Annotated in this window: 23 protein-coding genes, 3 tRNA genes and 3 pseudogenes; 19 read left to right on the plus strand and 10 right to left on the minus strand. The window is 72.1% G+C overall.

Annotation, left to right across the window (positions count from 1 at the left end; genetic code table 11):
• Positions 1 to 622: 622 nt before the first annotated feature.
• Positions 623 to 1,108, minus strand: coding sequence for a GntR family transcriptional regulator (locus AB0927_RS08220; RefSeq protein WP_366666709.1), 486 nt, complete (start codon positions 1,106 to 1,108; stop codon positions 623 to 625).
• A gap of 169 nt (positions 1,109 to 1,277) precedes the next feature.
• On the opposite strand from AB0927_RS08220, the gene AB0927_RS08225 reads away from it, so the two are divergent.
• From AB0927_RS08225 to AB0927_RS08270, 10 genes and pseudogenes are all read left to right on the plus strand, one after another.
• Positions 1,278 to 1,637, plus strand: coding sequence for a hypothetical protein (locus AB0927_RS08225; protein ID WP_366666710.1), 360 nt, complete (start codon positions 1,278 to 1,280; stop codon positions 1,635 to 1,637).
• The gene (locus tag AB0927_RS08230; protein ID WP_366666711.1) at positions 1,634 to 1,843 is read left to right on the plus strand and encodes a hypothetical protein; all 210 of its coding nucleotides are present in this window, start codon (positions 1,634 to 1,636) and stop codon (positions 1,841 to 1,843) included. Before AB0927_RS08225 ends, AB0927_RS08230 begins: the two co-directional genes overlap by 4 nt.
• Complete coding sequence (locus AB0927_RS08235) at positions 1,840 to 3,261, plus strand: FtsK/SpoIIIE domain-containing protein (protein WP_366666712.1); 1,422 nt, start codon at positions 1,840 to 1,842, stop codon at positions 3,259 to 3,261. Before AB0927_RS08230 ends, AB0927_RS08235 begins: the two co-directional genes overlap by 4 nt.
• A 13-nt stretch (positions 3,262 to 3,274) precedes the next feature.
• Positions 3,275 to 3,448: a hypothetical protein gene (locus tag AB0927_RS08240; RefSeq protein WP_366666713.1), complete on the plus strand. Its 174-nt coding sequence runs from the start codon at positions 3,275 to 3,277 to the stop codon at positions 3,446 to 3,448.
• Between the two features lie 49 nt (positions 3,449 to 3,497).
• Positions 3,498 to 4,277: a DUF2637 domain-containing protein gene (locus AB0927_RS08245; protein ID WP_366666714.1), complete on the plus strand. Its 780-nt coding sequence runs from the start codon at positions 3,498 to 3,500 to the stop codon at positions 4,275 to 4,277.
• A 313-nt stretch (positions 4,278 to 4,590) separates the two neighbouring features.
• A pseudogene (locus AB0927_RS08250) lies at positions 4,591 to 4,971 on the plus strand (replication initiator); the annotation flags it as partial.
• On the plus strand, positions 4,968 to 5,150 hold the full coding sequence (locus AB0927_RS08255) for a helix-turn-helix domain-containing protein (protein ID WP_019324615.1): 183 nt from the start codon (positions 4,968 to 4,970) through the stop codon (positions 5,148 to 5,150). The pseudogene AB0927_RS08250 and the gene AB0927_RS08255, both read left to right, overlap by 4 nt.
• Positions 5,150 to 6,193, plus strand: a complete 1,044-nt coding sequence (locus AB0927_RS08260) for a tyrosine-type recombinase/integrase (protein WP_366666715.1) — start codon at positions 5,150 to 5,152, stop codon at positions 6,191 to 6,193. Before AB0927_RS08255 ends, AB0927_RS08260 begins: the two co-directional genes overlap by 1 nt.
• A pseudogene (locus AB0927_RS08265) lies at positions 6,168 to 6,257 on the plus strand (hypothetical protein); the annotation flags it as partial. The gene AB0927_RS08260 and the pseudogene AB0927_RS08265, both read left to right, overlap by 26 nt.
• Before the next feature lie 45 nt (positions 6,258 to 6,302).
• On the plus strand, positions 6,303 to 6,434 hold the full coding sequence (locus tag AB0927_RS08270; RefSeq protein ID WP_366666900.1) for a hypothetical protein: 132 nt from the start codon (positions 6,303 to 6,305) through the stop codon (positions 6,432 to 6,434).
• A gap of 102 nt (positions 6,435 to 6,536) precedes the next feature.
• On the opposite strand, the gene AB0927_RS08275 is transcribed toward AB0927_RS08270, so the two are convergent.
• Both AB0927_RS08275 and AB0927_RS08280 read right to left on the minus strand, forming a co-directional pair.
• Positions 6,537 to 6,609 (minus strand) — tRNA-Arg (locus AB0927_RS08275).
• Between the two features lie 226 nt (positions 6,610 to 6,835).
• Positions 6,836 to 6,926, minus strand: a tRNA-Ser gene (locus AB0927_RS08280).
• Positions 6,927 to 7,111: 185 nt separating this feature from the next.
• Here AB0927_RS08280 and AB0927_RS08285 point away from each other — a divergent pair.
• A complete protein-coding gene (locus tag AB0927_RS08285; protein WP_366666716.1) occupies positions 7,112 to 7,570 on the plus strand; it encodes an SSI family serine proteinase inhibitor in 459 nt (152 codons plus the stop codon).
• 179 nt (positions 7,571 to 7,749) lie between these two features.
• Positions 7,750 to 12,048, plus strand: coding sequence for a PAS domain-containing protein (locus AB0927_RS08290; protein ID WP_366666717.1), 4,299 nt, complete (start codon positions 7,750 to 7,752; stop codon positions 12,046 to 12,048).
• Between the two features lie 47 nt (positions 12,049 to 12,095).
• On the opposite strand, the gene AB0927_RS08295 is transcribed toward AB0927_RS08290, so the two are convergent.
• Positions 12,096 to 13,751, minus strand: coding sequence for a long-chain fatty acid--CoA ligase (locus AB0927_RS08295; RefSeq protein ID WP_366666718.1), 1,656 nt, complete (start codon positions 13,749 to 13,751; stop codon positions 12,096 to 12,098).
• Between the two features lie 146 nt (positions 13,752 to 13,897).
• Complete coding sequence (locus AB0927_RS08300; protein ID WP_366666719.1) at positions 13,898 to 14,434, minus strand: SigE family RNA polymerase sigma factor; 537 nt, start codon at positions 14,432 to 14,434, stop codon at positions 13,898 to 13,900.
• Positions 14,435 to 14,750: 316 nt separating this feature from the next.
• Here AB0927_RS08300 and AB0927_RS08305 point away from each other — a divergent pair, with 316 nt between their 5' ends.
• Complete coding sequence (locus AB0927_RS08305; protein ID WP_366666720.1) at positions 14,751 to 15,155, plus strand: hypothetical protein; 405 nt, start codon at positions 14,751 to 14,753, stop codon at positions 15,153 to 15,155.
• A 24-nt stretch (positions 15,156 to 15,179) separates the two neighbouring features.
• On the opposite strand, the pseudogene AB0927_RS08310 reads toward AB0927_RS08305, so the two are convergent.
• A pseudogene (locus tag AB0927_RS08310) lies at positions 15,180 to 15,563 on the minus strand (helix-turn-helix domain-containing protein); the annotation flags it as partial.
• A 15-nt stretch (positions 15,564 to 15,578) separates the two neighbouring features.
• Between AB0927_RS08310 and AB0927_RS08315 the strand changes: the two are divergent.
• The gene (locus AB0927_RS08315) at positions 15,579 to 15,929 is read left to right on the plus strand and encodes a DoxX family protein (protein WP_366666721.1); all 351 of its coding nucleotides are present in this window, start codon (positions 15,579 to 15,581) and stop codon (positions 15,927 to 15,929) included.
• A 161-nt stretch (positions 15,930 to 16,090) separates the two neighbouring features.
• Here AB0927_RS08315 and AB0927_RS08320 read toward each other — a convergent pair.
• Positions 16,091 to 16,177, minus strand: a tRNA-Ser gene (locus tag AB0927_RS08320).
• A gap of 97 nt (positions 16,178 to 16,274) precedes the next feature.
• Positions 16,275 to 17,798, minus strand: a complete 1,524-nt coding sequence (locus tag AB0927_RS08325; RefSeq protein ID WP_366666723.1) for a trypsin-like peptidase domain-containing protein — start codon at positions 17,796 to 17,798, stop codon at positions 16,275 to 16,277.
• 285 nt (positions 17,799 to 18,083) lie between these two features.
• Between AB0927_RS08325 and AB0927_RS08330 the strand changes: the two genes are divergently transcribed.
• The 3 genes from AB0927_RS08330 to AB0927_RS08340 all read left to right on the plus strand — a co-directional run bounded on the left by AB0927_RS08330 (position 18,084) and on the right by AB0927_RS08340 (position 20,861).
• On the plus strand, positions 18,084 to 18,959 hold the full coding sequence (locus AB0927_RS08330; RefSeq protein ID WP_366666724.1) for a glycerophosphodiester phosphodiesterase family protein: 876 nt from the start codon (positions 18,084 to 18,086) through the stop codon (positions 18,957 to 18,959).
• A gap of 86 nt (positions 18,960 to 19,045) precedes the next feature.
• A complete protein-coding gene (locus tag AB0927_RS08335; RefSeq protein ID WP_366666725.1) occupies positions 19,046 to 19,702 on the plus strand; it encodes an ATP-binding protein in 657 nt (218 codons plus the stop codon).
• Positions 19,703 to 19,871: 169 nt separating this feature from the next.
• Entirely contained in the window at positions 19,872 to 20,861 is a 990-nt protein-coding gene (locus AB0927_RS08340) for a DUF5926 family protein (RefSeq protein WP_366666726.1), read from the plus strand.
• A 254-nt stretch (positions 20,862 to 21,115) separates the two neighbouring features.
• Here AB0927_RS08340 and AB0927_RS08345 read toward each other — a convergent pair whose 3' ends face one another.
• Both AB0927_RS08345 and AB0927_RS08350 read right to left on the minus strand, forming a co-directional pair.
• Complete coding sequence (locus AB0927_RS08345) at positions 21,116 to 21,622, minus strand: hypothetical protein (protein ID WP_366666893.1); 507 nt, start codon at positions 21,620 to 21,622, stop codon at positions 21,116 to 21,118.
• A 695-nt stretch (positions 21,623 to 22,317) separates the two neighbouring features.
• Positions 22,318 to 22,986 carry a bifunctional DNA primase/polymerase gene (locus tag AB0927_RS08350; RefSeq protein WP_366666727.1) on the minus strand — a complete coding sequence of 223 codons (669 nt, stop codon included), beginning with the start codon at positions 22,984 to 22,986 and terminating at the stop codon, positions 22,318 to 22,320.
• A gap of 492 nt (positions 22,987 to 23,478) precedes the next feature.
• On the opposite strand from AB0927_RS08350, the gene AB0927_RS08355 reads away from it, so the two are divergent.
• Both AB0927_RS08355 and AB0927_RS08360 read left to right on the plus strand, forming a co-directional pair.
• The gene (locus AB0927_RS08355) at positions 23,479 to 25,011 is read left to right on the plus strand and encodes a PP2C family protein-serine/threonine phosphatase (protein WP_366666728.1); all 1,533 of its coding nucleotides are present in this window, start codon (positions 23,479 to 23,481) and stop codon (positions 25,009 to 25,011) included.
• A 190-nt stretch (positions 25,012 to 25,201) separates the two neighbouring features.
• Positions 25,202 to 26,662: an aminopeptidase P family protein gene (locus tag AB0927_RS08360; protein WP_366666729.1), complete on the plus strand. Its 1,461-nt coding sequence runs from the start codon at positions 25,202 to 25,204 to the stop codon at positions 26,660 to 26,662.
• Positions 26,663 to 26,738: the final 76 nt, after the last annotated feature.

Here is a 26,738-nt window from a genome sequence, read left to right on the forward strand (position 1 = left end):
GGCCACAGAGCTGGAGAAGGGGGAGTGCCGTGGGCCAGAGAAGCGGGACGTCACACCGATGCGGAGTTCGACACCTCTATAGGCGATCCCCCAAGGGGCGGCGGCAGAACGTAGCCGACCATCGCCGGATACCCAAACCGGCGATTCTCCGGACCATTAACGCTCCTGGCGGCGACTGGAAGGACGAGCGATGTGGGCGCAGAGAGACACCGGTTCCCGCCCGGCGGGATGCAGAGGATTCCAAAGGTCGGATTCTGCCCGCCCCGCGGGAGCGCTGCGCCGCACACCACGTAGGTGTCCGGTCCGGCAGATAGACCTAGCAACGGCCGCGATTACGGCTTGCCAAGCGGCACGGGCAAGCCCTGATCCGGCGAAGGATGACCGCCGGGCAAGCCTTCGGGCAAGTCCTCGGCGGCTGGCGCAACAGGACAACGGCACCGCAGCGAACGGGGAGACATGACCGAGCAGATACGCGACTCAGAAAGGGAGCTGATCACTGTTCACGGCCGGGAGGCGGCAGAGGTGGTCGCACTGGTCCGCGAGATGAGGGCCACGGTGACGAGACTCAGCCATGAAGCAACGCAAATGCGACAGGAGGTCGCTCGGCTCAGGAGTGCGGCGATCAGGACGGCGGCGGTTGCTGGGCCTTCTTCAGGGCCTCGACTTCCCGACGCAACTCTTGGTGCTCCGCGCTGAGTGCTCGGATCTCGTCGCGTAGGTCGGCCAGCAGTTTGATGAGGGTGGACCCGGTGGATTCGCTACCGGGCTCCTTCTCCTCGGCCTCTTCGTCCGGCCCTTCCTTGTCCTTCTTGGCCAGGTACCAGGCGGGCGGGTTGTAGTCGATGGTGAACTCGCCCGTACCGTCGGCGACGTCGGCGACGAAGCTACCCCGGCCATGGATGGTGTAGATCAGCCCTTCGTCCCGCAGCACGTTCAGCGCGCTTCGTGCGGTCATGTTGGCTACACCGAAGCGCTCCTGAAGCTCACGGACGGACGGCATCTGCTCGCCCGGCTTGAAGCGGCCTTGCTTGATGTCGCGCCTGAGCTCGTCGGCTGCGTGTTGGTACGGCGGCCGGCGATCCTGCTTCTTCTCTGGCGCGGGAGTCATGCCCCAAGGGTAGCGACCCTTAGCTCCCCTAGCACACCCCGCTGACATAGCTGAACTGCGTCGGCTTGTGCCTAGCTCACCCTTGTGACTTGACAGTGCTAGGTGAGCGAGGTTCTATAGGTCGTGCCCCGCCACTCGGCGGAGCGCCTACCGAAAGGACACAACACCGATGGCTCGTATCCGTGTTGGGCTGCTCCCGTCCGCGTCGTTCATGGTCGGCAACCTGCCGGTGCCGAAGTATGCGGACGCCGAGAAGACCCAGTTCGCGACCGACCGTGAGACCGGCGCGAAGCTGTTCACGGTCACCCTCTTCTTCATGGAGGAGGACCGCGCCGAGGCGCTGAAGATCACGGTTCCGGAGACCGGTCTTCCCAACGGCCTCAAGCCGGGTGTGCCGGTCATGCCAGTGGAGCTGTTCGCCACTCCGTGGGCCCGAATCTTCAACGGGTCGCTGTCGGACGGCATCGCCTACCGCGCGGACCGCCTGGACCTGATCGGCGGCCCGGCCTCGGTCGCTGAGGCGGCGTGAGCGGTTATGCGTTCCGGTCCGGCGTCAAGTGCGGCTACCCACTGCCTCACGCCGGGCCGGATGCCCGGCTCAGTAACTCCCTCAGCAACTCGGTGGCGGCCGTGCTCGTCGGCTACGGCTTGCCATGCCGCGCCACCCCGGATCAGGCGGCGCTCGAAATGGCCCTCGCTGCCTTCCTCTACAACTATCAGGAGAGCAACACATGAAGGACAACGATCCGACCGGAGGGGTCTTCGGCTACGCCCCCCTGGTCGTCAGCGTGGCTCTGGTCGTGCTGATCGGCTGGTCGGTGTGGTGGGTGGTGCGTTACCTGCGGGCCGACGCCATGACACGGCAATCCATCCGGCAGGCCGTGCGGGTGCGGCGGACGTGGAAGCGGCTCGCACAGATGCTGAAGCTGTGCGCCACGGACAAGATGCCGACCCCGCTGGCCTCGCTGGCGAGCACGGACGGCAAGCCCGTGAAGCCTCGCGTCCTGGTCCCCGCGCTGAAGGTCACGCATGACGCGTTCGGGGTGATCGCGCGGGCAGGCTGTCTGCCGGGCGTCGGCCTGGCCGAGTACCAGAAGGCGGCCCCCTACCTGGCGGATGCCTGGCGTATGACCCGCGTGTCCGCGCTGCCGGGGGACAAGCCCGGACACGTCATGCTGCGCGGGGTGCGCGTGGATCCGCTGATCACACCGACCGTTCACACGCCCACCGGCCGCCCGCCTGAGGAGTACGCGAAGTGGGACCTGGGGGTGGACGAGTTCGGCATGCCCGTCTTCGTGCCCCTCAAGGAAGTGCCCGGAGTGGCTATCGGCGGTCTGCCGGGCTTCGGGAAGACCTCGTGTGTGAACCGGCTGGTGTGTGACTGGGCGCCCTCGTCGGCCGTGCAGTTCGTCTTCTTCGACGGGAAGGTGTCCCACGCCTACGAGGGCGACTACGCCGACCTCGTACAGCGGGCGTTCGCGTTCTGCGGGGATGACCTGGAGGAAGCAAACAAGCTCCTCAAGGAGCTGGTGGAGCTGCGCCGCGCCCGCTCCGCGAGCATCCGCAAGGTGCTGGGAACGAAGAACATGTGGCACGTCGGCCCGTCGGCTGACTGGCCCCTGATCGTCGTCATCATCGACGAGGCCCACACCTACTTCCGCGACCACAAGGGCTCCGACCAGGCCACGAAGAAGCTCGCGGCGTTGGCGGCGGAGAACGCCCGGCTCACGGAGGACCTGGTGAAAAAGGGCCGCTCCGTCGGCTTCCTGACGCTGCTCACCACGCAGAAGACCACCGGAGACGCCATCCCCACCTTCATCCGCGATGTCTGCCCGGTCGGCCTGTCCTTCGCGCAGAAGACCGCTGACGCCGCCGTGGCCGCGCTCGGCGACGACATCCGCGAGTGGCCCGACGCGAGCCCGGTCCTTCTTCAGGACCCCGCGTACGTCGGTGTCGCGGTCATGTCCCAGCACGGCCGACCCGGCTTCATCCGCATCCGCACCCCCTATGTCGCCGACGAGGACGCCGCCCGCGTCGCCGAAGCCACCGCCCACCTGGTACGCCATCCGGCCCGGCTCCTGGAGGACCTGACCGGGCGGACGGTCGTGGACCTCACCAAGGACGACCCCACGCCCCCCGCCATGGCGGCCTGACATGCGCCGATTCATGAGGATCTACATCCGGCACATGCGCAAGGCGATCACCGCTCAGGACTTCGACTTGGCCGGTCGGATCGGCATCGCCGCCTACCGCGTCGCCAACGCCAACGAACGTCGGGTCCTGGAGACCTACCTCGGCCCGAACGCTGCCAGACGGGCCGGCCTCGCCCCCAGTCCCTGACCACCCCCGCCGATTCGCCATCGACACCACGAGAGGAGGTGAACTCCCAATGTCTGAGGACCGGATCACCCAGCGCACCGTGACCGTGGTCATGGGCATCATCGCCGCCCTGGCGTTCGTCTTTTCCTTCGGCAACGTCTGGGACCTGGCCCTGCGCCTGGGCGTCCCCGCCCCCATCGCACCCCTGATCGCCCCCATGGTGGATCTGTCCGTGGTCGGCCTCCTGGTCGCCCTGCGCTACCTCTCCCTGCGCGGCGTCCCGCCCGAGCAGATGAAAGCGGCCACCCGTCTCATGCACGTCTCCGGACTGCTGACCCTGGCCCTCAACATCGCTGAACCCATCGTCGCCGAGCACTACGGCCGCGCCGCTGTGGACGCCGTGGCCCCGGTACTGCTCCTCGGCTGGGGATCGGTCGGCCCGCAGCTCCTGCGCTCCTTCCACGCGGTCACCACCGACGCAGCCGCCCCGGCCCCGGCTGACGAGACGGAACCGGCCCAAGAGCCCGCCCCCGACCCGGTTGCCGAGACGGAACCCGCCCGAGAGCACGCCCCGACCTCAACCGAGCCGGAACCTGCCCCGACGCCTGCACCACCCGTCACGCCGGAACCTGCTCCGGTCGTCGCACCCAGCGCCCCGGCGCTCGTCGCACCCGCGCCTGCGCCTGCGCCTGCGCCTGCCGTCAAGGTGCCTGAGCCGCTGCTCGCCGAAGCACGCTCCATCGCCGCATCCCACCACGCCGAGCACGGCGAACCCATCACAGCGGCCCAGCTCAAGAGGCGACTCGGCATCGGCCTGCCCATGGCCACCGCCCTCCACGCCGCCCTGTAAGGCCGCCCTACCCCGCCGGCCCTCGGCATCTCCCACCTTCGCCCGTCCCTGGGCCCAGTCCGTCATGCCTGCGGGCAGCAGCCCGAGCGCACTGTTCGCTGCTGCCCGCAGGTCACACCCTCGCGCCAGAGAGGAGACCCCGCCACTCATGCGCCGCCCCCTCGACCTGCGGCACGTCGTCAGCCCCGGCCTGCGGGACCTGATCGAACTGGCCAACACCCACGACTTCGACCGCGTCACCGAACAGGTCCGCAACCTGCGCGGCTGCACCCGTCCCATCAACCTCCACGGCTGGACGGTCACAACCGACGCCCTGCCCGTCCAGCAGCACGTGCGGCAGATGATCCGTACCGCCTGGGCCCTCGGCCACCTGCCCGAGTTCGCCGAACTCAAGCTCTGGAAGTGGGCTCACATGCTCGGCTTCCGCGGCCACTTCTCCAGCAAATCCCGCGCCTACTCCACCACCCTCGGCGCACTCCGCGACGTACGCCGCGCCTGGCGCCTCGCCCAGGCCGAAGCAGCCCGCGCCCGCGCCGGCCACCCCACCACCAACGAGACCACTCTCGTCACCGCCTCCTCCTGGACCTACCTCAGCAGCGGCTACCGCCCGGGCGAAGAACTCCTCGCCGCCCAGGTTCGCTACGACATCGCCCACACCCAACGCCTCAAGCAGGAAGGACTTGTACCCGCATGACGACGGCCGTGCTCACCGTGGACCAGGTCGCGGAACGTCTCGGCATCAGCCGCTGGAAGGTCCACGACCTGATCCGCTCCCGTGAACTCGCCTCCTTCAAGATCGGCCGCTGCCGCCGCATCAGCGAAGCCGCCTTGGACGCCTACGTATCCCTCCGCACCGAACAGGAAGCCGCCTGATGGCCAAGCCGAAGAAGAACGCCAACAACGAGGGCACCATCTACCAGCGGAAGGACGGCCGTTGGGAAGGCAGTGCCTACGTTCTGACGACGGACGGCACCTACAAGCGGCGCAGCGTCTACGGCAAGACCTGGGAGGAGGCACACGAGAAGCTGACCAAGCTCAAGGCCGACTCCCTCAACGGGTTGCCGGTAGCCACCAGCAAGATGACCATCAGTGAGTACCTGACGTACTGGCTGATGAACGTCGCCCAGGGAAAGGTGCGCAGGACAACGTACGTCAACTACGAATCGCTCATCCGCAACTACGTCACGCCTGAGTTCGGCAGGAAGAAGCTGGCCCGGCTCACCGCCCGCGATATCCGGGCCTTCCTGGCCAAGACGGCGGCCACCTGCCAGTGCTGCGCGCAGGGCAAGGACAAGAGGCGGCCGGAGCACAAGCGGCGCTGCTGCGCCCTCGGCAAGTGCTGCAAGAAGCTCCCCTCTGATCGGACGGTGCGCTTCCTGCTCGTGATCCTGCGGGCCGCCCTTCAGCACGCCGTACGAGAAGACGAACTGCCGCGCAACGTGGCCCGGAACGTGGAGCTGAGCATGGGGACGAAGCGCGAGATCGAACCGCTCACCGCCAAGGAAGGGCGTCAGCTCCTGGCGACGGCCCGTGAGTCCCGGCTGTGGGCCGTCTACGAGCTGGCGGTCCGCGTCGGGCTGCGTCGGGGTGAACTGCTGGGACTGCGCTGGTCGGACGTGGATCTCCACGAAGGTGTCCTCACCGTCCGGCAGGCCCTACAGCGGGTCGGTGGCGAACTGCTGATCGTCGCGCCGAAGACTCAGCGCTCGGCCCGCCGCGTGGCTCTGCCGGCCGAATGTGTGACGGCGCTCCGTGCTCAGCGCGCGCAGCAGGTAGCCGACCGGAAGGCAGCCGGTGCCAACTGGAAGGGGACGGGTCAGGGCCTCGTCTTCACCCACGAAGAACGGGACCCCCATCGAGCCGCGCAACCTGAACCGGTCCTTCGAGACGCTGTGCGCTCGCGCTGGAGTCCGTAAGGTCCGCTTCCATGACCTCCGCCACACCTGCGCGTCCCTGCTCCACGAACAGGGCGCCGACGCCCGAATGATCATGGAGGTCCTGGGTCACAGCTCCATTCGCGTGACCATGGACGTCTACACCTTCGTCCGGCTCGACTCCCAGCGCTCTGCGTTCGATCGCGTCGGAGACGCGCTGAGGGGTGACGGCAACCGGCCGGATGATGACGACGGCACGGCCGGTGTCCTCATAGCCATCTGATCGGCTCCGCATCCGCGCTCCGAGGCGGTTGCCGTCAAACACTGCCGTCAAGGCAAAAGCCAGAGGCCCTGTGGATCACTCCACAGGGCCTCTGAACTGTTGTGCACTCGGCAGGATTCGAACCTGCAACCTTCTGATCCGTAGTCAGATGCTCTATCCGTTAAGCTACGAGTGCTTGTTCTTTTGTTCTTGTCTCCGTTTCCGTTCCTTTCGGCCCGTCCCGGCGACAGGAAGAACATTACATGACTGCCGCCGTCATGTGAAATCCGATTCGCACACCCCTTTTGACCTGCGGAAACGTCCAGGACCGAGGTCGGGAGCGGAGCCGGGGCGGAGCCGGGAGCGGACCCCGGGTGGGAACGACGAAGCCCCGGTCACAGGGACCGGGGCTTCGGTTGGGGCGGAGGCGGAGGGATTTGAACCCTCGATGGGCTTTAAGGCCCAAACCGCATTAGCAGTGCGGCGCCATAGACCGGACTAGGCGACGCCTCCAGCACAACCGCTCCCGCGAGCGCGCGAGTGGTGCGTGCAGATGATGACACAGCCAGTGGCCCGTCACCAATTGACCCCCACGGTACTAGGGAGTCGGGCCACAGGGCAAAGGGCTTCTTCCTCGGGGTGGCGTTTTCCGGGGGAACGTGGCGCAACGTCCTCGGAAGTCGGGCGTTGAGAGGGGCATGAGTTCTCTTCTGTCCGGTGTCACCGGTCTCGCCATCTCCGCCGCGTCCGCCGTCTCCGCGGCCGTCGCCGTCGCCGTCGTCCCGCTGATCGCCGCCCCCGCCGCCGCCGTCGGCCAGGGGCACGAGCACAGGGGTGATCACCTCACCGTCGTCGTCCGGCACGCCGGGGCCGGGCGGGACGGGACGCACGAGCTGTTCTGTCATCCCAGCGGCGGGCATCACCCGAACGCGGAGCAGGCCTGTCAGAAGCTTGACGCGCAGACGCAGTGGGGACGCGATCTCTTCGCGCCGGTGCCTCCCGGGAGCATCTGCAGCATGATCTCCGGCGGGCCTGCCACCGCGCGGGTGATCGGCACCTGGGCGGGACGGCCCGTCGACGCCTCGTACGACCGGCACAACGGGTGCGAGATCGAGCGGTGGAAGCGGATGGTGCCGCTGCTGCCGGAGATCGGATAGGCCCGGCCCAAAGGTCCGGTCGTCACCGCATCGGCGTCACTTCCTCGTGGGACCTCCCTCTCATCCCGCACCCCCGGCACAACACGTGCGCATAGACTCCCTCGCGTGACACGTCGCGGGCCGGTTGGCAAGATGGCCCGAGCGGTCGGCAAGGTGCGGTAACAGGGAGGAAGCGTCTCGTGAGCAGCAGGCCATCCCGAGGCGCTGCTCGCCTCGCAGCCATACTCGACGCTCTGCCGGACGCGTTGATCCTGGTCAACGCCAACGGAACCGTCGTCAACGCCAACACCATCGCGCTGGAAGCCTTCGAGGCGCCCGGCACCGCGCTCGTCGGGCGCGGGCTGCTCGATCTGCTGCCCGAGTTCGACTCGCGGCTCATCCCCGGCTCCATGCGGCGCCCCGGCCAGCGGGACCCGCAGGGCCGGACCAAGCCGGCGCGGATGGTCGCCCGGCGCACCGACGGGACCGAGTTCCCGGTCGAGGTCACCAGCGCGAACCTGGAGAACGGGCAGCAGGCGTACGACGGTTACGGCTACACGGGTGACGAGCTGCTGATGATCGTCGTCCGGGACCTGTCCGGGACCGTCGACACCGAGGCCGAGCTGGCCCGCTCGCAGCGGCAGACCGAGATGATCCTGCGGGCGGCGTCCGAGGGCGTCGTCGGCACCGACACCGACGGGCGGATCGTGCTCGTCAACCCGGCCGCCGCGCAGATCCTCGGCTACCGGGCCGGCGAGCTGGGCGGCAGGGAGCTGCACGAGCTCGTCCTGCACTCGCGGGCCGACGGCTCCCCCTTCCCGTACGCCGAGTCGCCGCTCGCCGACACCCTGCGCTCCGGGCGCAAGCACCGGGTGCGCGGGCAGGTGCTGTGGGCCAAGGGCGACCAGCAGGTGCCGGTCGACCTGACCACCGCGCCGGTGCGGGACGGGGACCAGCTCGTCGGCGCCGTGATGACCTTCACCGACCGGCGGCCGTTCGACTCCCTGGTGGACGAGAAGGCCACGCTGGAGCAGGCGCACGCCGAACAACTGGAGAAGCTCTCCGAGGAACACGCCTCCGACCTCACCGCGCTGCGCCAGCAGCACGCCACCGAGGTCGAGGAGCTGCGCGAGAAGTACGACACCGAGCTGGCCGAGCTGCGCGAGAAGCACACGGAGGAGCTGGCGGCGGGCGAGGAGCGCTACGCCGCGCTCGGCGAGCGGGAGAAGGACCGGTACGAGGCGCTGGCCGGGCGGCACGAGCAGTTGCTCACCCTGCTCGCGCGGTCGCTGCGCGGCCCCCTGGACGAGCTGCGGCGCGAGCTGGCCGCCCTGGCCGCCGACGACGCCGGGCAGCTGTGGCCCGAGGCCAACCAGGTGCTGCACCATCTCTCCGCCGGGTACTCGCGGATCACCACCCTCATCGACAACGTCCTCGCCTACCAGCGGATCGACACGGGCAGCGAGGACATCACCCGTACGAAGGTGATGCTGGACGCCGTCGTCGCCGCCGGTGTCGACGGCGCGGTGGAGCTGATCGGCCCCGGCCGGGTGCAGTTCGCCGTGCACGCGCCGCCCATCGAGGCCGAGGTCGACCCGCAGCGGCTCGCCACCGCGCTCGCGCACCTGGTGGCGGACGTCGCGGGCGTCGACGCGACCGGCAACGCGCCCGTCTCCACGGGCGGGTACCTCGACAACACCGTGGTCGTCGCGGCCGCGCAGCGCGGTTCGGTCGCCCGGATCGAGGTGCGCGGGCCGTACGCCGGCGGAGACCCGGTGCACGAGCCGATCGTGCGCGGGATCGTGCGCGCCCACGGCGGTGTGCTCCAGACGCACGAGGTGCCGGGCATGAGCGGCAGCGCGTACGTCCTGGAGGTGCCGCTCGGGGGCGGCGCGGGGGCCGTCGCGGGGGCCGTCGCGGGGGCCGTCGCGGCACCGCCCGCGCAGCTGGAGTCCGCCGAAGCGGCGGAGGAGACCACCGGTGGTGGCCGCCGGCGGGCCCGGCGGGGGTCCACGGACGCCTTCCTGGACGCCGACGTGAGCGGTTCGGGTACCCCGGCCGGTGACGCGCCCGTGCCCACCGGACGCCGGCGCAGGCGCGCGGCCGTGCCCGCCGAGGAGACGGCCGCGGTGCCGGTCGAGGCCACGCAGGGCGCGTCCGGCGGGACCGGACGGCGCCGCGGACGGCCCGCCGAACTCGATCCCGCCCGCGCCGACGCCGGTGCCGACGGAGTGGCCGAGGGGGCCGTGGTGACCGCGGCCGAGCATGCCGCGGGGGCCGCCGCCTCCGGTACGGGGCTCGGGGGGACCGTGCCGCCGCAGGGAGTTCCCGTGCCCGCCCACCCGGGCGCCGAGCCGGCTCCGCAGGCCGCGCTGCCCGCCGCCCTTCCGGCGGCCGGGGGCGAGGGCGCGCCGGATGCCGAGGACGCGGCCGACGCGGGCCAGTCCTCCGGGCGGCGCCGCCGCGCCCTGGCCGCCGCGGCCGAGCGGGCCGCCGCGCAGGAGGCGGGGGCGCGTACGGTCTTCGCCCTGCCGCCCGCCGCGGCCGACCGCGCCCCGGAGGCTGAGGCCGTGGGGCCGCACAGCGGGGCCGAGCAGGTGCCGGTAACGCCGGTCGTCGAGGGCGCGCCCGGCGACGAGGGCCGGCACGACGCCGTCCCCCTGAGCCAGGCCGAGGACCACACCCCGCCGCAGCCACATCCCACGACCGCGCCGACCGGTCGGCGCCGCCGGGCGGTGGCGCATCCCGCGCAGGTCGCGGAGGCCGGGCCGACACCGGGGGCTCCGGCGCAGGCCGCTGCGCTGCCCGGCGCGGGCATGCCGGGGCAGGGCGTTCCGGCGCCGGCCCCGGGGACGGTCGGGCAGGGCATCGCCCTCCAGGCCGGGCCCACGGTCGCGGTGCGGGCTTCCGCTCCGGTGGCCCCGGCGGCTCCTCCTCTTCCTCCGGCTCCCGTTCCTCCGGCGCCGGGTGCGCCGGCCGTTCCGGCGGCTGCCGCGGCGCCCGTGGCTCCCGTCGCGCCGGGCGCGCCAAAGGCCGTACCGCCGCTTCCCGCGCGGCCCGGTGCCGCGGCGCCCGTCGCTCCGGCCCCGCAGCCCCCCGTGGCTCCCCCCGCGACCCCGGCCGCCGGTACCCCCGTCGCGCAACCGCTGCCGCTGCCGGCCGAGGCCGGTGCCGGGCAGGTGCCCGCGGCGGCGCAGGGGCCCGCGACCGCCCAGCCGTCCCCGGCCGCACCGGCCCCCGGGACCCCCATGCCGCAGCCCACCCCGGCCGCCGGCACCGCCGTACCCCCGCAGGCCACGACTCCGCCCGCCGGGACCCCGCTCCCCGCCGAGCACCCGGGCGCCGCCCGGCCGCAGCGGGCCGCGCAGCCGTTGCCGCTGCCCGCCGAGGCCACCGTTCCCGCCTACGACCCCGACTCCACCCAGGGCCGGGCCATCAGCGTGCGGACCCTCGGGCAGGGCGTGCCGTTCGCCCGGCAGGTCGCGCAGGCGACCCCGCCTCCGCACGCGCCGGGTGGTTCCGGGCGGCGGCGGAAGCTGGGCACACCGCCCGATCCGGCGGCGCGACAGGAGCCGTCGACCGAGGTGGCGCCCGCCGCTCCGGGGGCGGCGCTGCCCGGACAGCAGCGGCGCGCGCCGGGGACCGAGGGCGGCGGACGGTCGTACGCCATCGGCGCGCCGGACGCGAACGCCGCCGAGGGGCCCGAGCCGCTGGACGGTCCCGGTGGGGCCGTCGAGATCGCGGACACCCCGCGGCCGCAGCCGATGGACGACGAGCTGCCGCCGGAGCCGCTGGACAACCCGCGGCGGCTGCTGGTGTGGCCCGCGCCCGACGTGACCACGCAGCAGGCGCTGAGCGAGCGCGGCTACCGGCCGGTGATCGTGCACTCGCGCGAGGAGGTCGACTCGCAGATCGCGGCCTTCCCCGCCGCGCTGTTCGTGGACCCGCTGACCGGGCCGATCACCCGCACCGCCCTTCAGTCGCTGCGTCAGGCCGCCGTCGCCGCCGAGGTGCCGGTGCTGGTCACGGCCGGGCTCGGCCAGGCGACGCGCGAGGCGGCGTACGGTGCCGACCCCGCCGTGCTGCTGAAGGCGCTCGCGCCGCGCGACAGCGAGCAGCATCCGCCGCGGGTGTTGCTGATCGAGGAGCACGAGGAGATCGCGCTGGCACTGACCGCGACGCTGGAGCGGCGCGGGATGCAGGTGGCGCGGGCCGCGGGCGACGGCGACGCGGTGGCGCTGGCGGGCCGGTTCCGGCCGAACCTCGTGGTGATGGACCTGATGCAGGTGCACCGGCGGCAGGCCGGGATCGTGGACTGGCTGCGCGCGAACGGGCAGCTCAACCGCACCCCGCTGGTCGTCTACACGGCCGCCGTCGAGCCCGCCGACCTGCCCCGGCTGGCCTCGGGCGAGACGGTGCTGTTCCTCGCGGAGCGGTCCACCAGCACCGAGGTGCAGTCCCGGATCGTGGACCTGCTGTCCCGGATCGGCACCAACTAGCCGTCAGGGGAGGGCCGGGTTCCTGCCCGGCCCCGGCCCCCGGTGTCTCACAGCCGGGTGACGTCCAGGTCGCCGTCGGCGTAGCGCCTGCGCAGCACCTTCTTGTCGAACTTGCCCACGCTCGTCTTCGGGACCGACTCCACGATCGACCAGCGCTCGGGCAACTGCCAGCGGGCGATGTGGGCCTCCTCGGCGAGGAAGGCGCGCAGGGTCGCGAAGTCGGCGCCCGCGCCCTCCTTGAGGACGACCGTGGCCAGCGGGCGCTCGCCCCACTTGTCGTCCGGTACGGCGACCACCGCGGCCTCGGCGACGTCCGGGTGGGACATCAGCGCGTTCTCCAGTTCCACGGAGGAGATCCACTCGCCGCCGGACTTGATGACGTCCTTGGCGCGGTCGGTGAGGGTGAGGAAGCCGTCGGGGGAGATCACCCCGACGTCGCCGGTCTTCAGCCAGCCGTCCGCGCTGAACTTGTCGGTGGGGCGCAGGGGCTCCGCGTCGGGGCCGTTGTAGTAGGCGCCCGCGATCCAGGGGCCGCGCACCTCCAGCTCACCGGCCGACTCGCCGTCCCAGGGCAGGCGTTCCCCGTCGGGGCCGGTGAGGCGGGCCTCGACACCGGCCGGGAAGCGTCCCTGGGTGAGGCGGTAGCCGAACTCCGCGTCGGTGCCGAGGGAGCTGCCCGGCGGGCGGGCCACGGTGCCGAGCGGAGAGGTCTCCGTCATGCCCCAGGCGTGCACGACCGGCATGCCCAGCTCGTCGAAGGACCGCATCAGACCGGGCGGGCAGGCCGAGCCGCCGATGGTGACGTGGGTGAGGGAGGCGACGTCACGGGGCCGGGCGAGCAGTTCCTTGAGCAGGCCCTGCCAGATGGTGGGCACGGCCGCCGCGTGGGTCGGCCGCTCCCGCTCGATCATCTCGGCGAGCGGCGCGGGCTGCAGAAAGCGGTCCGGCATCAGCAGGTTGACGCCGGTCATGAAGGTGGCGTGCGGCAGGCCCCAGGCGTTGACGTGGAACTGGGGGACGACGACGAGCGAGGTGTCCCGGTCGGTCAGGCCCATCGACTGGGTCATCTGCACCTGCATGGAGTGCAGGTAGATCGAACGGTGGCTGTAGACCACGCCCTTGGGGTCGCCGGTGGTGCCGGAGGTGTAGCACATGGCGGCGGCCTGGCGTTCGTCCAGCTCGGGCCAGTCGTAGCCGGTCGGCCGGTCCGCGATCAGGTCCTCGTACTCGTGCACCCGCGCGGTGGCGCCGGCCAGCGGGGCGCGGTCGCCGGGGCCGGTGACCACGAGGTGCTCGACGGTCCTCAGCTGCGGCAGCAGCGGGGCGATCATCGGGATCAGGGAGCCGTTGAGGATGATCACGCGGTCGGCGGCGTGGTTGACGATCCACACCAACTGCTCTGCGGGCAGCCGCAGGTTGAGGGTGTGCAGCACCGCGCCCATGGCGGGGACCGCGAAGTACGCCTCGACGTGCTCGGCGTTGTTCCACATCAGCGTGGCCACCCGCTGGTCGCCGACCACCCCGAGGGTGTCGCGCAGGGCGTGCGCCAGCTGGGCCGAGCGGGCGCCGATCTCGGCGTAGGAGCGCCGCTGCGGCTCGGCCTCACCGGTCCAGGTGATCACCTGCGACGAGCCGTGGACCGTCGACCCATGGGTCAGGATCCTGGAGATCAGCAGCGGTACGTCCTGCATGGTGCTCAGCACGGAGTCCTCCCGGCGACGGTGCCTACGCGGTAGTAGGGGGGTGCGCTGATTCTGCGCACATACCGCGTGGTATGTCACTAGGCGGAATGCCACTGGGGCGGAAACGGGGGCGGAAATCGCGATCCGGCGCCCTCCGGCCCGCGGCGCTACCGCACCAGGTCCAGCTCCGGGTCCTCGCGCAGCTTCCCGAGCGCCCGCGACACCGCCGACTTCACCGTGCCCACCGACACCCCCAGCACCTCCGCGGTCTGGGCCTCGCTGAGGTCCTCGTAATACCTGAGGACGACCATCGCCCGCTGTCGCGTGGGCAGCTTCATGATGGCCCGCCACATCGCGTCGTGCAGCGCCTGCCGCTCGGCCGGGTCGTCGCCGGGCAGCGGCTCCGGCTCGGGCAGCTCGTCGCAGACGAACTCGTCCACCCGGCGCTTGCGCCACTGCGAGGTCCGCGTGTTCAGCAGCGCGCGCCGCACGTAGCCGTCGAGCGCCCGCTGGTTCTCGATCCGCTCCCAGGCGGCGTAGGTCTTGGCCAGCGCGGTCTGCAGCAGGTCCTCGGCGTCGCAGGGGTTCGCGGTCAGCGAGCGCGCGGCGCGCAGCAGGACGGGCCGGCGGGCGCGCACGTACGACGTGAACGACGGGTACGCGGGGGCCGCTGCCGAGGTGCCGGTGCAGACGGGTGTGGTCATGGCTCCACGCTATGAGCGGGCTCCGCGCCCCCGGATCGGCCGCAGGTGCCGAAGCGGGATCCCCCTCAGGTTGTAGGGGTGGGGACGGCCCCACCTCCTGAAGGTGGAGCAGGGGTGCACGCGTCTGCGGGTCGTACCCCGACCGGCCCGTCCGTACACCGCCAGGACCAGCCCCGATGCCGGCCCCCCGGCATCGGGGGTCGCCCTCCCGGGCCGCCTGCCGTAACGCACAGCGGACTCAAGGGCGTTGGCATCTCCGCGATACTCTCCGCCTCGCTGGTCCCCGCCTCCACACCTTCCCGTCCGGAGAGATCAAATGCTCAAGCGAACACACGTCGCGCTGACGGTCCCGGCGCTCCTCCTCCTGGTCGGCTGTGGCAGCTCCGACCCGGCATCACCGAAGACGCACGCCACCGGCCCTCGGAACACGGCATCACCGGCCACCGAGGCCGAGACCATCGCGCAACTCCATGGCTCCTGGGGCGCGTTCTTCTCGGGCCCGACCGTGGTACTCAACTTCACCGGTCGTCAGGTCGGACTCCGGGGCGGGGGAGTAGCCTGCGCCGGCTCGGTCGCCAGGGAGGACGGCATCCTCACCATCCGCCTGAAGTGCGACGACCCGCACGCGAAGCGCACGGTGGGAAAGATCTGGGGCCTGACCGAGAACGCCATGACGGTCGACTGGACGAACTACGGCGCGGACAGCTTCACCCGGGCGTAGGACGATCCGGGCGCCGCCTGAGCCTCACAGACGGATCAGTTCCTCATCAGCAGGAGGGGCCTTCACCAAGGTCGCCCGGTCCGCCTCGACGGTCCCGGCCTCCTCGGCGGTCCCGGCCGCCTCGGCCGCTTCCCGGAAGGTGACGACCGCCTCGCCGTTCTCCCGCGCCCAGGCGGTGAGCATCCTGATGGGCTCCTCCAGGGTGCGCCCGAGATCGGTCAGGCTGTACTCCACGCGCGGCGGCGCCTCGGCGTAGGCGTGCCGCTCGACGAGCCCGTTGGCCTGGAGCCGGCGCAGCGTCTGGGTCAGTACCTTGCGCGAGATGCCACCGCTGAGCTCGACCAGCTCGCCGTGGCGCAACGGGCCATCGGTCAGCGCGAAGAGCGTGACCATGAACCACTTGCTGGCGGTGAGGTTCCAGCCGTGTTCGTCTCCCTTGCCATCGTCACCGTGTTCATGTCGGCGGTTCTCCTGGTGTCGGCCGGGGCCAAGTCCCTGCGGACGCGGCACATCACCGAGCAGATGGCCACCCTCGGGGTGCCGCAGAGCATGATGGCCTTCCTGATCGGCGCTCAGATCGCGGGCGCGGCCGGTGCGATCGCCGGACTCTGGTGGGGACCCGTCGGAATCGCCGCCGCGATCGGCCTGACGCTCTACTTCGCCGGGGCGGTCGCCTCCCACCTGCGCGTCGGCGACCGCAAGGGCGCGCCTCCGGCGCTGGTCCTCACCGTGGCCTCCGTCGCCCTGATCGTGCTGCGCGCCGCCACCCTCTGATCCACCGCGACGACGCGGACCGGGCGGTATGGATCCTTCACCCGTGTCCGTGTCCGTACCCGTGCCCGTGTCCGGGCCCGTGGAGACCGCGCGGAGTCCGGTCATACGAAAGGCCCCCGACCAGGTCACCAGGTCAGGGGCCGTATTCCGTGCTCGTCACGCGGAGGCGGTGGGATTTGAACCCACGGTGACATCGCTGCCACGACGGTTTTCAAGACCGTTCCCTTAGGCCGCTCGGGCACGCCTCCCCGCGCCGCCCACCTGGGGCGGAGCGGGGTACAGCGTACCGGCCCGGGGGCGGTCGCGGGGGCGTTGGGGAGAACGGCCCCGGTGGGAGGCGGTCGGTCAGCTGTCGCCGGCGCGGGCGCCGAGGGTCAGCTCGGCCGTGTGCTCCTGGCCGCCGCGCTTGTAGGTGAGTGTCACCTTGTCGCCGGGCTGGTGGGTCCAGATCTCGCCGATCAGGGTGGGGCCGCTGTCGATCACCGAGTTGTCGAGCTTGGTGATGACGTCGCCGGGCTTGAGGCCCGCCTTGTCGGCCGGGCCGCCCGCCTCGACCGCGGCGGCGCCGTCCGCGCCCTGGTCGGTGATCTTCGCGCCGCCCGCGGAGTCCTCCAGGGAGACGGACGCGCCGATCTTGGCGTACACCGGCTTGCCGGTCTTGATCAGCTGCTGGGCGACGTACTTGGCCTGGTTGATCGGGATGGCGAAACCGAGGCCGATCGACCCGGACTGGCCGCCGGAGCCGAAGCCGCCGCTGGTGCCCGAGGACTGGATCGCCGAGTTGATGCCGATCACCGCGCCGGAGGCGTCCAGCAGCGGACCGCCGGAGTTGCCCGGGTTGATGGACGCGTCGGTCTGCAGGGCGCTCATGTACGACGCCTTGCTCGTGGCGCTGCCGTCGCTGGAGGCCACCGGGCGGTTCTTGGCGCTGATGATGCCGGTCGTCACGGTGTTGGACAGGCCGAAGGGGGCGCCGATGGCGATCGTCTCGTCGCCGACGGCCACCTTGTCGGAGTCGCCGAGCGCCAGCGGGTTGAGGTCCGAGGGCGGGTTCTTGAGCTTGACGACCGCCACGTCGTAGCCCTGCGCGTGGCCGACGACCTCGGCGTCGTACTTCCGGCCGTCCGGGAACGTCGCGCTGAGCTTGCCGCCGTCGAGGGCGTCCGCCACCACGTGGTTGTTGGTGATGATGTGGCCCTGCTTGTCGAAGACGAAGCCGGTGCCGGTGCCACCGTCGCCGTTGCTGCCCTCGGCCTCGATGGTGACGGTGCTGGGCAGCGCCTTGGCGGCCACGTTGGCGATGGTGCCGGGGGCGCGCTTGACCTGTGCCACGCCGTTGTCGGACGCGGAGACGGTGGTCGAGCTCCCGTTGTCGTTGTTCCTGGCCAGGGTGTAGCCGAGGCCGCCGCCCAGACCGCCCGCGACCAGCGCGGCCACCAGGACCGCGGCGACGAGGCCGCCCCGGCCGCGGGGCTTGGGGGCGGGCTGCTGGTACGACGCTCCCCAGGCGGCACCGTCGCCCGCGCCGTCGGCGTAGGCGGGCGTGCCGGACGGCGGGGGCGGCCAGGCGCCCTCGGGGGTGGCGGCGGGCGGCTGCGGGGCGCTCCCGGGGACCGGCGGCAGCGGGGTGGTCGGCTCGTTGCCGCCCGGAACCGGCCGGTCTGCCTGGTGGTCCGCCTGGGGCGCCGGGGCTGCCTGCCCCGCCTGCTGCGCCGTCTGCTGCTCTGTCTGGTGCCCCGGGCCCGCCGGCCCCTCGGTCCCCTCCGGCGTGCTGTCCTGCGCCTGCGGGGACGCGTCAGGAGAGGCCACCGGCACGGGAGGTGCGGACGGGGCCGGGGGTACCGGGTTGCCCTCGTTCTCGGTGCTCACAGGTCTACTCCTCGATCCACGGCTGTCTTTTCTCGGTCGCAGTCGGTCACGTTCGTTCACGCTCGGCGGCGCGTGCACGCTGGTCGTGGCCTGTCACGATGCGGCTGCGCATGGTCCTGCGTTCACTGTTCCAGGTTCCAGTTTGTATGCAGTCAGCTTTTCCCACGGGCCGTCAGAGCACCATAAGCCGTGGCTGTGGGTCCGGGACCGACTCTTACATTGGGCATCCAGGGCAAAAGTTACATAAACCGGCGCATTGCCTGCCACCGTTGACCGCCCGGACACATGAGTGCCATCCCGCCTACCCCACGAGAGTGGCACCATGACGCGGTGACCACCCACGCACCACAGCTCTCCGTCCAGGTAGTCGCCCACCGGGGAGCCTCCGAAGACGCACCGGAACACACCCTGGCCGCCTACCGGAAGGCGATCGAGGACGGCGCCGACGCCCTCGAGTGTGATGTGCGGCTGACCGCCGACGGGCACCTGGTCTGCGTCCACGACCGGCGGGTGAACCGCACCTCCAACGGCCGGGGCGCCGTCTCCGCCCTGGAGCTGGCCGATCTCGCCGCCCTCGACTTCGGCTCCTGGAAGACCCCCGAGACCTTCCACGGCCGAGACGAGGAGCCCGACTGGGAGCACCGGCCCGAGGACCGCGAGGGGACCTCCGTCCTCACCCTGGAGCGGCTGCTCGAACTGGTGGCGGACTCCGGGCGGCGCATCGAGCTGGCCATCGAGACCAAGCACCCCACCCGCTGGGCGGGCCAGGTCGAGGAGCGGCTGCTGGGCCTGCTGGGCCGGTTCGGCCTGGCCGCGCCCGCCACGGCCGCCGAGTCGCCGGTGCGCGTCATGAGCTTCTCGGCGCGCTCCCTGCACCGGGTGCGCACGGCCGCGCCGACACTGCCGACGGTCTACCTGGTGCAGTGGCTCTCGCCCCGGCTGCGCGACGGGCGGCTGCCCGCCGGGGTGCGGATCGCGGGCCCCTCGGTGCGCATCGTGCGCAACCACCCCGGTTACGTGGAGCGGCTGAAGCGAGCGGGCCACCAGGTGCACGTGTGGACCGTGAACGAGCCCGAGGACGTCGACCTCTGCCTCGAACTCGGCGTCGACGCCATCATCACCAACCGGCCGCGCGCCGTCCTGGACCAGCTCGGCCGCTGACCTTCCTTGTTGACACCCCGCCGCCCGCCGACGGCGCCGTCACGGGGAGTGCTCCGGCGCGTTCGCTGCGTGCGCGCGTGTACCGAATGCGTCACCGGAAGGGGATTGGCCGGTTTCCGGTACAGGTCACCGGGGCATCCACACCGTGGCGTGGGGCGAAGGAGGTCTCGGGGGTGGCGTTGGTGGTGGCACAGGAGGTGCCCACGTCGTCGTGCATGGCCGTACCCCATGGCCCTGCGGGCGTGGGGGACGCGAGGCGCCGGATGCGCGCGCAGCTGCGCGGCGGAGGCGTGGCGGAATCGGTTGTCGACGATGCCGTACTGATCCTTTCCGAACTGCTGAGCAATGCGTGCAAGCACGGACGGCCGTTGGGCGACACCAGGGCCAGGAACGGCGATGGTCACGACGGCGGTGACGTACGGGCCGCGTGGCGGGTCGACGCACGGGGCCGGCTCATCGTGGAGGTGACGGACGGCGGGGGCCCGACCCGCCCGGCGCCGGCCACCCCGTCGGTGACCGCGCACGGCGGCCGGGGGCTGGCCATCATCACCGCGCTCGCCGACGACTGGGGAGTGCGGGACGACGTCCGCGGTGAGGTGACGGTCTGGGTGGTGGTCCACGGTGACGTGCACGATCCGGACGCGGGCTGCCGCCGCGACCATGTCGCCGCGCGGCTCACCGCGACGGCGCCGCCGGATCTGTCCGGGCTGGATCTCGCGGAGGCGTTCGAGGACCTGGCCTGAGAACCGGTCAGCGGGGCGGGTCATCCGCGCCCGGCGGGCGGGCGCTGTCCACAGGTCACGCATCGGCGGACACCCGCGCGCGCCCGTTGTCCACAGGTTCCCGTCCGCGATGGCGCGAACGGCTAGGCTCCCGCCGTACGAGAAGAGCCGCAACCGGGAGACATCCACGATGGCCAAGAAGCGACCCCAGACGAAGGCCAAGCGCCCGCAGCCGGCGGGCGGGGCGGGCGCCGCAGGCGCCGATGGTGCCATTCCGGTTGTCGGCGGCCGCGAGCCCTGCCCCTGCGGCAGCGGCCGGCGCTACAAGGCGTGCCACGGCCGGGCCGCCGCGCACGCGGTGACCGAGCTGGTGCAGCGCCCGTTCGAGGGGCTGCCCGGCGAGTGCGACTGGGTGGCGCTGCGCGAGCTGGTCCCGGCCGCCACGGTCGAGCTGACCCTCAAGAACGGCCTGCCCGAAGGCGTCCCGTCGGTCACGCTCGCCACGGTGCTGCCGATGGCCTGGCCCGCGCTGCGCCGCGACGACGGCTCGGTCCTGATCGGCCTGCAGAACGACACGGCGTCCGGCGACATCAGCCGCGACCTGGCCGACACCCTCCAGCGCGCGCTGGAGGCCGAGCCGGGCACCCCGGTGCAGGGCCGGCGCGCCCCCGCCGACGGCCCCCGGCTGCAGGAACTGCTGGAGGCCGACGCCCCGTTCGAGCCGGTCGTGCACAGCGGCTTCGAGTTCTGGGTGCCGGACGCGGAGAACGCCACCGCGGAGGTCACCGCCTCCCTGGAGCGCGCCAACGCGGCGGCGATCCCGACGGTGCGGCTGTCCGGCGTGGACGCGGCGTACTGGTGCGAGACCCCGGAGAAGAACCACCTGCGCTGGGTGATGCCCCACGCGGAGGAGCGGCTTCTGGACGCTCTCGCGCGCCTGCACGCGCAGGGCCGCTCCAGCCTCGGCGAGGGCACCCGGCTCGTGGGCTCCTTCCGTGCTCACGGGCTCACCGTGCCGGTCTGGGACCTGCCGAGCGAGGTCAGCGCGGAGGATGTGGAGAAGCCGGCCGCCGAGTTCGCCGAGCGGCTGGCCGCCGCCCTCGCCGTCGAGGAACCGCTCACCGCGGAGGAGCGCCGGGCCCGTGGCGGACTGACCAACCGCCAGGTCACGCTGAGCTGACGGCGTCCGCGTGGGTGTCATGGCGGGGCGGTCGGTCCGCCATGACACCGAGGCCTCCGGCGAGTGACCCACGTCACAACTTGTGGCTCCGACAGGGAGACCGCCGGGAAATCGGTGGCCGAATGACTGAGTCGGAATTTGCGAACGGCCGATCTCTTGTTACCGTTCGAGTAGCCCGGTTGCTGGTGCATCCCCCGTCGCCAGCAACCGGGCCTTTCCATGCCCGCGCCCGGCGCCCGGCATGTCGCGCAGCGTCAACTGTCGTTCGACTCAGCGGAGTTGCTGCCCGACCGCAGCAGCAGCGCCCCCGCGGGCCCGCGCTCGGCGAACTCCGCGACGGCCGTGTAGGCAGCCGCCGTGCCCCGGCTGTGCTCGCGGGGCGTCTCACAGGTGGCGGGCTCGTCGTCCACTCCCGTGTCACAGCGCATCTGGGTGGTGCGGCCGCCGGGGCCCATGAGGCTCAGCTCGGCGTCCAGCGATGTGCCGGTGGCGTTGCGGTAGTAGGAGCGCGCCCAGGTGACCACGCCCTGCGTCAGCACACAGGTCTGCGCCTCGACACCCTCGGGGGAACTGAGCTGGGGACCGCAACGGGCGGTGGTGGCGAGGCCCAGGCCCAGCAGCGCGGGCGGGCCGCCCGGCGCGGCCGAGGGGGCCTTGCCGTCACCCCGCCGCAGCGCGGCCGGCACCAGCGCGTCGCCCACGTCCCGGACCTGCCCGGCCGACGCCACGGTCAGCGGCAGCACGACGGCGGCGGTCACCACGCACGCGAGCCCCACGAGGTGCGTCCGCCGCGGATCGCCCCTGCCGTAGCGCGCCCGCCGGAACCCGGCCCTCGGCCGCGGCTCGGCTCCGCCGCCGGACGCGTACCGGGGCTCGGGCGAACCGTCGGCACCGGCCGGGGAGTTGCCCCCGCTGTCGGCCGACGTCCGCGGGTCGACCCCGCCGCCTGCCGACGTCCACGGGCCGCCCCAGCCGTCCGCCGCCATCTGGAAGCCGGCCTCACGGCCGGCCGCCACCTGTGGACCGATACCGATCCCGCCGCCGACCGACACCAGGGGATCGGCCCCGCCGTCCGGTGACACCCGAGGACCGGCCTCGCTGTCCACCGACACCAGAGATCCACCCTCGTTGCCGACCGGCGCCTGAGAGCCGCCCCACCTGTCAGCCGACGCCAGGGAACCAGCCCCACCGCCCACCGGCACCCGTGGATCGCCCCCACCGTCCGCCGACGCCCGGAGGCCGACTCCACCGACCACTGTTGCCTGGAGACCGGCCCCGCCGCCCGGCGGCGCCTGATCCCGGCCGCCGTCGTGCCCCGGCACTCCGCCGTTCGGCCGTCGGCGCCCGAGTCCCCCGTGGCGCGGCCGACGCGGCCCATGGTCCCCAATGATTCGCAGCATGGGCGGAAGATAACGAGCACGGCACGCCCGTCCGCACCGTGCGCGCCCGGACAGCCCTACAACTCGGGTGCGCTCACACCCGTACGAGTGAGGGCGTCGACCACGGCATCCACCACGGCCTCGACGTCCGGCACCCAGGGCGCGGCCGAACCCGGCAGCGGCGCCCGCTCCCAGCGCACCTCGCCGGCGCCGGTCTCGGAGGGCGGCAGCGCGATGTAGCCGCCCTCTCCGTGGAAGCGCAGCGAGCCGGGGACGAAGTCCTTGGCGTAGAGCAGCTCGCCCAACTGCGCCATGGAGTACGGCTCGACGAGCAGCGCCCAGCGAGTGGGCGAGGCGACGACCGGGCCGAGGCGCATGCCCCGCCGGTCGAGCAGCGCGAGGGCGCGGGAGGCGGCGAGCGCCGGCAGGCTGACCGCGCAGGGCGCCTTCCCGCCGGTCGCGAGGATGATGGGCGCGCTCGGCCGGTTGGTCCACCACCAGCGCACCATGCGCGCGTCGGTCGTGGCCGCGAGCAGGCCCGGGTCGAAGGGGTGGGCGCCGGGCACCGTGCACTCCGGGTCCGGGCAGCCGCAACGGGCCCGGCCCTGCGGATCCGGGGCCACACCCGGGAGTACGGGCCACTGCCACTCCGTCGCGAAGGTCAGGGCCGCGCTGATCGGCTCAGGCTTCCCGTCGTTCCGTCGCCTGGACAGGAGCCTGCGTCGCCTTCCGAGGATCTCGCGCATGAGCGCTCGTTCCTTTCCGTTGCACCGCTGGCAACACCGTGGTCCACATCACAACATGAGTTGATCACTTCACTGTGCGTACCTGGTGGCGCATCACATCCCTGCACTCGGCATGGGATCCCCAGGGGGTCGAGCGTCGGCCGCGGCCGCGTCCACGGCACTCAAGGCAGGACACGGTCACGGCGTGGGGGTGGCGAAGCATGGCGTTTGCCGTCGCGCGTGGTTCTCTCCGCCTCCGCCACGGGAGGATGGGGCTCGGCCGTCGGTGGCTATGACGCCCGGGTCCGTCGCCAGGTTCCGGGTGGCCCCCAACCACCCCTGGTCTTCTCCGAGTACGTACCCATCACGACCGTTGTGACGCTCCGTGGAGCGAGCCCAGTCGATCGCAGTGGACCGTTCCCCCAGGCAGTTTTGAGCCAACTTGACGGTAAGGCAAGGGGTTCCGGGAAATAACCCACCAGCCCCTTGGACACCAGGAATCCCAGCAGGACAATGCTGGACATCCCCTCACGAGTGCGTGTACATGTGGAGACACTGCTAGCGGCGCAGAATCACATGGGGGTTTGCGATGCTTTTGAGCACTGTGCACCGGTCGGAAGGCCGTGCGCCATGAGCGCCCCGCACCCTCCGAAAGTGGCCGGAATCGATCCCGCCGTTCCGACGCCCGCCCACACTGTCGCGCCCGCCCCTCCCGCCCCGGGAGCCGCATCGGGCACCACCGCGGGCACCACCCCCGCCGTCCCCGCGCCGCACTCCCCGGCACCCGCCCCCGGCACCCTTCTCCAGGACCGCCTCGCCGGCTGGGTCTCCGACCTCACCACGCTGCACGAACTCACCGAACGGCTCACCCGCACCAGCGCCTTGGAGCCCGCCCTCGACGAACTGCTGCGCGCCGGAGCCGCCCTCGTCGGTGCCCGCCGCGGCCTCGTCGTCCTGGAGCCCGGCGACGGACTCGGTCCCCACACCACCCTCGGCCTCGGACTCGGCCGCGCCGACCTCGGCCATCTGGAGACCGTGCCGCGCGGCGCGCTGCCGTACGACACCGCGAGCGGCGCCGAGATCGTCCATCCCGACCTGTTCGCCGAGGACGGCCTCGACCCCCGGCACCGCGAGGTCGCCGCCCGCCTCGGTTACGCCGCCAGCTACGCCGTGCCGCTCGCCACCGACGGGGCCGGCCGCCTCGGCGCCGCCGTCTGGCTCTACGACGAGCCCGCCGAGCCCCACGAACGGCAGCGCCACCTCGCGGGTCTCTACACCCGGCACGCCACCGAACACCTGGCCAGGCTGCGGGAGGTGGAGCGCACCCGCGCGTGCGTGGCGACCATCGCCGAGGAGCTGCTGCCCTCACGGCTGCCCCGCCTGCCCGGCATCCAGCTCGCCGCCCGGCACCACACCGGCCCGCGCGGCGGCGGCGACTGGTACGACGCGCTGCCGCTGCCGGACGCCGCGCTCGGCCTGTCGGTCGGCTCGGTCACCGGTTCGGGACCGAGCGCGGTGGCCGCCATGGGCCGGCTGCGCGCCTCCCTGCGCGCGTACGCCGTGATGGAGGGCGAGGACCCGGTCGCCGTCCTGTCCGACCTGGAGCTGCTGCTGCGGCTGACCGAGCCCGCCCGCTCGGCCACTGCCCTGTTCGCCTACTGCGAGCCCGAGCTGCGCCGGGTCACGCTGGCCGGTGCCGGGCACAGCCCGCCACTGGTGACCGGCGAGCGGCGCACCGAGTTCGCCGAGACCTCCGTCTCCGCGCCGCTCGGCATGCTCGCGTGCTGGGAGGCGCCCACCGTGGAGATCCAGGCCGAAGCCGGAGAGACGGTTCTGCTCTACACCGACGGGCTGCTGCGCCGTACCGGCGACCCCATGGACCGTGCCTTCGCCCGGCTGCACACGGCCGCCGCGAGCGTTCCGCGGGCCCTGCGGCACGATCCCGGCGCGGTCGCCGACCATGTGCTGCGCATGGTGCTGCCGGACGGCCCGGACGCCGCCGACAGCGAGGAGGACGTGGTGCTGCTGGCGGCCCGCTTCGACTGAGACGGCACCCCGACCGGGCATGACCAGTCAGTGACCGGGCGGTGACCAGGCATAACAGGGCATCCGCCCCCGATCCCTTCCCGATACGACCGTACGATGATGGAGGTCCCCGGCTCGGACACAGTGACCCCACCATGGCGAGCCACACGGACCGCCGGGGGAGATCACACGCCGTACCGAGGAGGATCACGTGGCCGACGAACTCATTCCGGCGACCCCGGAAACCGAGTCCGAGGAGCCCATCAAGCAGCGGAAGAACGGCCTGTACCCGGGCGTCTCCGACGAGCTGGCCGAGAACATGCAGTCCGGCTGGGCCGACACCGAGCTGCGTGACCTGAAGCCCATCGAGCAGGCCGCCGAGACCGCGCGCCGCCGCGCCGCGCTCTCCGCGCGCTTCCCGGGCGAGCGCCTGGTGATCCCGGCGGGCAACCTGAAGACCCGCTCGAACGACACGGAGTACGCCTTCCGCTCCTCCGTCGAGTACGCGTACCTCACCGGCAACCAGACGGAGGACGGCGTCCTCGTCCTGGAGCCCGAGGGCGAGGGCCACCGGGAGACGATCTTCCTGCTGCCCCGCTCCGACCGCGAGAACGGCGAGTTCTGGCTCGACGGCCAGGGCGAGCTGTGGGTCGGCCGCCGTCACTCCCTGGCCGAGTCCGAGGCGCTGTACGGCATCCCGGCCGCCGACGTGCGCGAGCTGGCCGACCGGCTGCGCGAGGCCACCGGTCCGGTGCGCGTCGTGCGCGGCTACGACGCCGGCGTCGAGGCGGCCCTGACCGACAAGGTCACCGCCGAGCGCGACGAGGAGCTGCGCGTCTTCCTCTCCGAGATGCGCCTGGTCAAGGACGAGTTCGAGATCGGCGAGCTGCAGAAGGCCGTCGACTCCACGGTGCGCGGCTTCGAGGACGTGGTGAAGGTCCTCGACAAGGCCGAGGCCACCAGCGAGCGCTACATCGAGGGCACCTTCTTCCTGCGCGCCCGCGTCGAGGGCAACGACATCGGCTACGGCTCCATCTGCGCCGCCGGCCCGCACGCCTGCACCCTGCACTGGGTCCGCAACGACGGCCCGGTCCGCTCCGGCGACCTGCTGCTGCTCGACGCCGGCGTGGAGACGCACACGCTGTACACCGCCGACGTCACGCGCACGCTGCCGATCAACGGCACGTACAGCGAGCTGCAGAAGAAGGTGTACGACGCGGTGTACGAGGCCCAGGAGGCCGGCATCGCGGCGGTGCGGCCGGGCGCCAAATACCGCGACTTCCACGACGCCGCGCAGCGCGTGCTGGCCGAGAAGCTGGTCGAGTGGGGCCTGGTCGAGGGCCCGGTGGAGCGCGTCCTGGAGCTGGGTCTGCAGCGCCGCTGGACCCTGCACGGCACCGGTCACATGCTCGGCATGGACGTCCACGACTGCGCGGTCGCGCGGACCGAGACGTACGTGGACGGTGTCCTGGAGCCGGGCATGGTGCTCACGGTCGAGCCGGGTCTGTACTTCCAGGCCGACGACCTCACCGTGCCGGCCGAGTACCGGGGCATCGGGGTCCGGATCGAGGACGACATCCTGGTGACCGAGGACGGCAACAGGAATCTCTCGGCCGGACTGCCGCGCCGGTCCGACGAGGTCGAGGCGTGGATGGCCACGCTGAAGGGCTGATCCTCTGAAGGCCGGCCTTCGAACGAGCCGGCATTCGAGGAGAGACGGCCGGGCACCGGGAGGTGTCCGGCCGTCG

Source organism: Streptomyces sp. NPDC048106, assembly GCF_040706415.1.
Classification (GTDB): Bacteria; Actinomycetota; Actinomycetes; order Streptomycetales; family Streptomycetaceae; genus Streptomyces.